Annotated in this window: 5 protein-coding genes; 4 read left to right on the top strand and 1 reads right to left on the bottom strand. The window is 45.2% G+C overall.

The genetic code is table 11. The features are described from left to right. The 4 genes from VFM80_RS10215 to VFM80_RS10200 all read left to right on the top strand — a co-directional run. Positions 1-1632: DNA topoisomerase (locus VFM80_RS10215; RefSeq protein WP_395071727.1), on the top strand; the 1632-nt coding region annotated here is incomplete at its 5' end. A 186-nt stretch (positions 1633-1818) separates the two neighbouring features. After that, positions 1819-2385: a hypothetical protein gene (locus VFM80_RS10210; RefSeq protein WP_395071726.1), complete on the top strand. Its 567-nt coding sequence runs from the start codon at positions 1819-1821 to the stop codon at positions 2383-2385. 11 nt (positions 2386-2396) lie between these two features. Continuing rightward, positions 2397-3509: a class I SAM-dependent methyltransferase gene (locus VFM80_RS10205; RefSeq protein WP_395071725.1), complete on the top strand. Its 1113-nt coding sequence runs from the start codon at positions 2397-2399 to the stop codon at positions 3507-3509. 114 nt (positions 3510-3623) lie between these two features. Further along, the gene (locus VFM80_RS10200; protein ID WP_395071724.1) at positions 3624-6872 is read left to right on the top strand and encodes a S41 family peptidase; all 3249 of its coding nucleotides are present in this window, start codon (positions 3624-3626) and stop codon (positions 6870-6872) included. Here the strand turns inward: VFM80_RS10200 and VFM80_RS10195 are convergent. Next, on the bottom strand, positions 6873-8654 hold a 1782-nt coding region (locus VFM80_RS10195; protein ID WP_395071723.1), incomplete at its 5' end, for a DUF5916 domain-containing protein.

The following is an 8654-nucleotide window of genomic DNA, read 5'->3' as shown; positions in this document are numbered from 1 at the left end:
GATACGATGAGCGTGGCTCAGAAATTATATGAAAAAGGTTTTATCACGTATATGAGAACGGATTCAACCCAGCTTTCAGGTCAGGCCATTAGCGCTGCCCGTGATGCAGTTACAGAAGAATACGGTGATGAATATCTGTTTGAACGCGTTAGAAATTACAGCAAAAAAGGGAAGTCGGCACAGGAAGCCCATGAGGCAATTCGTCCGTCAGGATCAAGATTTGTGAAACCTGACAAAGCCGGATTACGAGACCGGGAATTTAAGTTATACGACCTTATCTGGAAGCGAACCATTGCTACACAGATGGCAGAAGCAGAACTTGAATTTACAAACGTTACTATCCGTGCTACGCATAACGGAACCGATGCTGATTTCCGAGCCGGTGGTAAAAAGATCTTATTCCCGGGCTTCTTCCGTGCTTATGTAGAAGGAAGTGATGATCCGGAAGCCGCACTGGAAAATCAGGAGAACTTTCTTCCCTCAATGAACGAAGGGGATTCAACCGCGTTGGACGATCTGAATTTCGTAAGTCACGAAACCAAACCTCCGGCGCGATTTACAGAAGCGACTTTGGTTAAAGAATTAGAAAAAAGAGGTGTTGGGCGGCCAAGTACGTACGCTTCTATTATAAGTACGATACAGGATCGTGGTTATGCAAAAAGCGAAGGTAAAATGTTGATCCCAACATTTACGGCCTTTGCGGTTTCATCTCTGTTGGAAAAACACTTCCCTGATCTGGTGGATAGTGATTTCACCTCTTCGCTGGAAGATAAACTGGATGCCGTGGCGGCAGGAACCCAGGATCCTGTTAAATATCTTGCCGATTATTATAAAGGTGAAAATGGCCTGAGAGCTAAAGTGGATACGCAGGAAGATAAGATCGATCCACAGGAAGCTAAGTTGTTAGATCTGCCACTGGAAGGTCTTGAAGGAATTAAAGTGGCTGTCGGAAGATTTGGGCCATATGCACGCATGGAAAAAGATGGGGAGGATGTAACCACATCACTCCCAAATGATATGGATCCAAGCGATATAACCAGAGAAAAACTAGATGAGCTGATCAGGCTATCCGAAGAAGAGGATAAGCCGATAGGTAAAGATCCTGAAACAGGTGATCCAATTTTCTTGCTTTCGGGAAGATATGGTCCCTATGTACAGCGTGGTGAGGTGACAGAAGAAAATAAAAAGCCCAAGCGGGTTTCCCTGCTCAAAGGGATGGAACCTAAAGATGTGGATCTTGATCTGGCGCTGAAACTGCTTGAACTGCCCCGAAAACTTGGTGAGCATCCCGAAGACGAAAAAGTAGTGAAAGCAGGGGTTGGCCGTTATGGCCCGTTTGTAGTTCATGATGGAAAATTCAAGTCCATTCCCAAAACCGACAGTGTGCTGGAAATTGAACTAGACCGAGCAGTGGAATTGCTAAAACAGAAGTCGAATTCCCGTCGGGGAAGTAATGAGATCAAAGACCTCGGGAAACATCCGGAAACGGAAAAACCGATCAAAGTTATGACCGGACGCTATGGGCCTTACATTAAACACGGCAAAAAGAATATAAGTTTACCGAAAGGAGAAACCCCGGAAGACTTTACGATGGATAAGGCGGTGGAACTGATCAAGGAAAAAGGGAAGTAGACTACGGAATAATGAAGAGGTCATCTTGAGGGTACTCCCGAAAGATCTTCATATGCTGTTGCAACTATGTTGAAGTTGTCTCGTGAATATTCTTCGGAAGTATCCTCAGAATGACAGTTGCTTTAATATTTTTTTTGTAGATTTATATTTACTACTGTCAATAACATAAAGACAGCTTAAGATCCCATGCAAAAACGCAGCGATTTTTACTTCAAGTATCCGCCCAACATCCATGAACTGGATCTGGCTACCATGGTAAATATGTATCGCAGCCGGGGTGAGCCTCGTAAAGCAGGGCCGGGACAGCAATTTGCTTGTTCCTTTAGCGGACATTTGCTTAAAGAAGCCAAGTGGTGGTTTGGGTTATACTATTCTCAAAAGACCTGGGATGATCTGCTTACCAAAGGAAGTGAAGGATTTCCGTTGACGGACGTTGAACTTAATGTTCTGGGGTTGGTCTTTGTCAGTGGGGAGGAACCGCCGCATCGGGAGTATGTTGAGAAAAACTCGGGAGTCACAGAAAAGCTTGCCTACCTGATCGTGAATGATCTTCGTTCTTTCGGATTTCTGGATGAAGATGACAGCGGCTTTTTGCGAATCCCCCCAAGAGGTGAAAAAGCTCTGCATGGCATAGCCCGCCGGATCTATGAAAAACGCTTTATGCCTGAAATGCTTAAGACCTTTACACCCACCGATGAACCCAAAATTGAGCAGGCTCAAAAAGAAGATAAAGAACAGACGAGCTTGTTTTAGATGAGTCTATATTGAAAAAATTTACCTACCGGGAAAAAGATTATACCTTTAGACGCTACCCTGAAACCACAAATAAATCACTGCAGGCCTGGAATGCCGGGGATGAATATGTGCTTGCAAAACTAGAGGAATTGGATGTATCTGATAAATGCATCGCTATTTATAATGATCGTTTCGGTTTCTTGAGTACTATTCTTGATGACAACCATCCCATTCCAGTGGTTGACCGAAAAAGTCAGCTAAAGTCCATTGAACAGAACATGGAACTCAACGGGTTGACTTGGGATTCCGAACAAAGCATCTCTCCGCTGGATCAGCTGCCAAAGACGGTGGATATCGGTATCATCACCATTCCCAAAACCATGGACCTGTTCAAGCTGTACCTGCAACATGTGTCCCAGGCTTTAGCTGATGATGGGATCGTGATCTGTTCCTTTATGACCAAGTACTTCTCTCCGCAAATGTTATCCATTGCGGGCGAGTTTTTTGAGGAAGTGGATCAAAGCCTGGCAAAGAAAAAGTCGCGGATCTTAACCTTAAAAGAGAAGAAAGAGAAAACCCCTGATCCCATTATAGAAGAGATCCCATTCTCCTTTAGTGAAGATCACCAAGAACATCTCAAACAATATCCCGGTGTTTTTTCCGGCGGACATATTGACTATGCCACTCAATTCTTGATAATGCACCTGGAAATTTCTAAAGAGAACGAAATGGTGCTGGATCTAGCTTCCGGAAACGGGGTAATTGCACGAGCCATTCAAATAAAAAACCCAACTGCTGAGATCCACTTAACAGACGATTCGAGGCTGGCAATTGCTTCTTCAAAACTAAACCTGTCTTCTGAGAACACTCACTTCCATTGGAATGATACCTTGGATGAGCTGGAAAAAAGCAGTTTTGATCTGGTGGTTTCAAATCCACCTTTTCATTTTGGCCATGAGACAAACATTGAGGTGTCTGTTAAATTATTTCAGGAAGTAGCAGAAGTGCTGAAACCTGATGGCCGATTTATATGTGTGGCTAATCAGCACCTGAATTATAAAACGCATCTGGACAAGATCTTTAAGACGGTTGAGGTGATCGCTCAAACTGATAAGTTTATTCTTTATAAAAGCATGGAATAGCGATAAAGTAATATTTTCAGCTACTTACGGTACTTGTAAAGATTCCTCAAAATCACTTGTTCGTTTTTCTCGATTCATTATATTCCCGAAGCACATCAATTAAATCGGGACATTATGAATCATGTACTAGGATACTTCCTCACTTCACTCATTATTTTTTCTCTAAACGCTGAAATTTTTGCACAGGGCACGCAGCTTCTTCGGGAACCTACGATCTCGGAAAGCAGTATTGTTTTTGTGCATGCCAATGATCTCTGGAAGGTAGATAAAGCCGGAGGAGATGCAGTGCGGCTGACCAGCAACATCGGCGGCGAATCCAACCCCCACTTTTCGCCTGATGGAAGCATGATCGCTTTTACCGGACAGTATGATGGAAATTCAGATGTATTTGTGATTCCGGCAGAAGGCGGTTCTCCTGAACGACTTACATGGCATCCCGGTGCGGATGTGGTAACAGGATGGACTCCTGAAAACGAGATCTTATTCCGCTCTTCACGTGATGGACATCCCACCCAGTTAAACCGAATTTGGAAAGTAAATTTGGATGGAGAGATGCCTGAAGTATTACCGATTCCAAGAGCTGCTTCAGGGGAAATGTCGGCCGATGGAAAATATCTGGCATACAATCCTATTACTTTTTGGGATCCGGAGTGGCGAAATTATCGTGGCGGGCAGGCTCAGCCTATCTGGATCGTGAATATGGAAAATTATGAACTGGTGCAAACACCGCGAACCGATAACGAGCGGCATACTGATCCGGTTTGGCATGACGGTTCGGTCTTTTATTTATCCGAACGTGATTTTGCGAATAATATCTGGTCCTTTAATCCTGAAACAGGTGAAGAAAAGCAGTGGACCTTTCACTCCGATTTTGATGCAAAGACATTAGATGCCGGGTTTGGGACGATCGTTTATGAACAGGGCGGTTACCTTCATTTACTGAATCCTGAAAACGGGGAAACCGAACAGCTTGAAATCAATGTTGCCGGCGATATGAATTGGGCACGCCCGAGGTGGGAAGTGCCGAATGCATTCAGCCTCGATAATGCCGCCATTTCACCCACAGGAAAAAGAGCCGTTTTTCAGTTTCGGGGTGAGATCATCACGGTTCCCAAAGAAAACGGAACCTGGCGAAACCTGAGTAATTCTTCGGCCAGTGCTGAGCGGTATCCGGTATGGTCGCCCGAGGGGGATCAGGTAGCGTGGTTTTCAGATCGTAGCGGAGAATATACGCTGATGATCGGTGATCAATATGGATTGGAAGATCCGAGAATGATCGAATTGCCTAACCCGACTTTTTATTTTCGTCCGGATTGGTCGCCCGACGGAAAATTCATCGCCTATACAGATACCGATTATAATTTATGGTATGTGAATGTGAACTCCGGTGAGGCCAAAAAAGTAGATACGGATGGATATGCACATCCCAACAGGACATTGAATCCCATTTGGTCACCGGACAGTAAGTGGATCGCCTATGTGAAGTTGCTGGAAAATCAGTTTAAGGCGGTAAAAGTACACAATGTGGAATCCGGAGAAACCCATCAGCTAACGGATGGAATGTCGGATGCTATTACACCCGTATGGAGCGAAGATGGTAAATACCTGTACTTTTTAGCGAGTACTAATTATGGCCTCAATACCGGGTGGCTGGATATGAGTTCATATAATATGCCTGTAACTCGGGCTTTGTACATGATCGTTCTTTCTGATGATGTGCCCTCACCGCTTTTACCAAAAAGTGATGATGAAGAAAGCTCAGAAGAGGAGGAGGAATCATCTGATAATGAGGAAGAAGAAATCTCAGTAGCGATCGATCTGGATGGAATTTCAGAAAGAACTCTTGCTGTTGATATCCCCGAAAGAAATTATACCGGATTGATGCCCGGTCCCGGAGGAGATGTTTTTTATATGGAAGCTGTACCAAACGAAGATACTCGTCTTCATAAATATGACCTGAAAGAACGCGAAGGCAGTTTATTTATGGGGAGTATCAATGAAGCAGTGGTTTCACAGGATCGGAAAAATATGTTGTACCGAAGTGGAGGAACCTGGGGCATTGTGGGGACGGATACCGGCGAGAAAAAACCGGGAGATGGAAGCCTGAGCATTTCCGATATTCAGATCAAAGTAGATCCTCAGGAAGAATTTCATCAGATATTCAGAGACGGCTGGAGATTTATGCGGGATTTCTTATACGTGGATAACATGCACGGAGCTCCCTGGAATGAGGTTTATGATTGGTATGCTCCATGGGTAGATCATGCCAAACATCGGTCCGACCTGAATTACGTGCTGGATATTATGAGCGGCGAAGTTGCCGTGGGTCATTCGTATGTGGCAGGTGGAGATTTTCCGGATCTTGAGGATGTACAAGCAGGCTTGTTGGGTGCGGATATTTCTCTGGAGAATGGTGCCTATCGGATCGATAAGATCTATACGGGTGAAAGCTGGAATCCTGACCTGAGAGCTCCTCTTTCCGGACCCGGAATTGATGTGAGTGAGAACGACTATATCCTTGCGGTGAATGGAAAAGAGATCAATGCTGATGAGAATTTCTTTAAACCCTTTGAAGGAACTGTGAATCGGCAGGTTCAATTGCTGGTAAATGACCGCCCTAATTCTGACGGGGCACGATTAGTGACAGTTGTCCCAATATCCAGCGAATATGGACTTAGAACACGCGATTGGGTAGAAGGAAATCGCCGAATGGTGGATGAAATGTCTGATGGACAACTGGCTTATGTTTGGGTGCCAAATACCGGAAGCAGTGGATATGAATATTTTAACCGTTATTATTTTGCGCAACAAGATAAGCTGGGTGCTGTGATCGATGAACGAAACAACGGAGGCGGTTCTGCAGCAGATTACATGGTAGATATCATGGCACGAGAGCTTCACGGGTTTTTCAACAGTAAAGCAGGCGACCGCAAACCGTTTACAACTCCCGGAGCTGGAATATGGGGGCCAAAAGTGATGGTGATCAACGAGCGTGCGGGTTCAGGCGGTGACCTGCTTCCGTTCTTATTCCGAAAAATGGAAATTGGACCGCTTGTTGGTACAACAACCTGGGGAGGGTTAGTTGGAACCTGGGATACCCCTCCATTTATAGATGGCGGGCGATTTGTAGCCCCTCGTGGCGGTTTCTATAATATGGATGGAGAATGGGACGTGGAAGGTGAGGGTATTGCACCTGATATTGAGGTGATGCAAACGCCTAAAAAAGTTATCGAAGGTCATGATCCTCAGCTGGAAGCAGCGATCAAAGAAGCTATGCGCCTGCTCGAAAATTACGACAATCCGATAATCCCAACGCCGGAAGATCCTGTTCGCTGGAAACGGCCGGACAGAGGTGAGAATTAGTTACAACATGATCAAATACGTAACCTTTGCCACTGCAGCTCTGCTGTTCATGATCAGATCTTTGCGCGGATCAAACAGCATCTCGTTATCTCCGGTAAGGTGATAGGAAGTGTTAAATACAAAGAACAGGTCACTTCCCGGAGTGTGTATCCAGTTAACCCTGATGTTAGTCTGGAGGTCTCTTGAGAAGTTATCGTACTGTATCAGGGCTTTGGCAAAGAGCTTACGGCTTACTGCCCCCAAAATAGAAGTTGATATGGTAGTTGCATCAAACTCACCGTTTGCGATCGGAAGGTCAATGATAGAGTGGTCAATATCAGCTTCCAGATGCAAATGCTTAGATTGACGGAATCCGATACTTGCACTGAAATCATTTCGGGTACCATGGAAAAATTCACCAAAGGTTGCTGATGCAGACCCAAAAACGGCCTGACTTTCATCAGTTGCCATATTGAAACTGATCTGATCGAAGGTATAGTCACCGGCAGAAATGATGGCATTTGGCCGAATGGAAAACGGGCTGAACAATCGTTCAAATTCACGGTTTGCTGTAAGTGTTACCCTTTGACTTCTTCTGAATTCTGCGGTAATACTGCCGGACCAGTATGCAGACTGCTTAATTCTGTCCTGTCCCTCGATGTACTCATAGGATGTCCCAAAATTGAATCGGCGAATACCAGGAATGGCTGCGATCTCAACGGTGGGGTTATAACCGAGGTTTCCGGAATATTGTCTCATGTCCTGTCTTCTGACAAACCCGAGGGCAGGTGCATAATTTGCACCAACGCTTGTGAAGGATCCACCTGCCTCATAGATGTCGTTCTGTAGCTGTAGGCTTGTATGGCCTGCCTGATCATTAAGTAGATCGGTGTCATCCCAGACCTTTGTGTACCAGGCATTGAATTCACTTGAGGTCCAGAAACGATATTTAGTGTCAAAGCCAAGTGCACGGTTGTAACCATTAACTTGCTCCACGTTAGTGACGATGCTGCCCACCGTGGCTCTCGGAAATATGTTGGTTCGGATCCGGGCAACAGAGTTATTGACTGACTGACTCCCGAATACCTGCTTAAGTTTATCACCCGTTTCGATATTCATGGCTCCGATCGAAAACCTGCCGACTTGTCCGGTCATCCGGGCTCCGGCCAGGATCTGATTCGACAGACCGATACTTCTTGAGAAAAAGGTCTGGGTCGAACGGCTGTTACCATGTTCAAACAATCCGGCTCGTTCAAGGAAGAACTCCCTCTTTTCAGGGAAGAAAAGGCTGAATCTGGAGAGGTTCAACTGAACATTATCCGATTCTACCTGTGCGAAATCCGTGTTAACAGTCATATCCAGGGTTAGGTTCGAAGTGATTCCCCATTTTAAGTCACCGCCAATATCGTAGGTATAATCAGTTTCAGTCTGTTCATTTTGAAGATCCGGCCGAACTTCTTGCACACCGGAGATCATATAAGGTTTAAGCTCGATATTATTTCCGCGACGAATATTTTTGATCCCTTTCAGGGTTCCATATTGAGAAGCCGCAGCCAGTACCCCAAAGCTTCCGCCATACTCCATCCCAATAGCAGGCCATAGTACTCGCTCATTCTTTCGGTTTATCATACGGGAAAGCATCAGGCCGAATTCAAGTTCTTCACCTTCTGGAAAGCGTAACTGTCGAAAGGGAATGGAGACCTCAAGAGTCCAGCCTTCATCATCAATCTTTGTTTCACTGATAAAGACTGCATCCCAGGAAAAACTTCCATAGTCGATCTTCTCGTCTGTTACGAGGGCATC

Source organism: Gracilimonas sp., from assembly GCF_035704785.1.
In the GTDB taxonomy this organism is placed as follows: Bacteria; Bacteroidota; Rhodothermia; order Balneolales; family Balneolaceae; genus Gracilimonas.
This window is presented reverse-complemented; position numbering and strand designations above follow the sequence as displayed.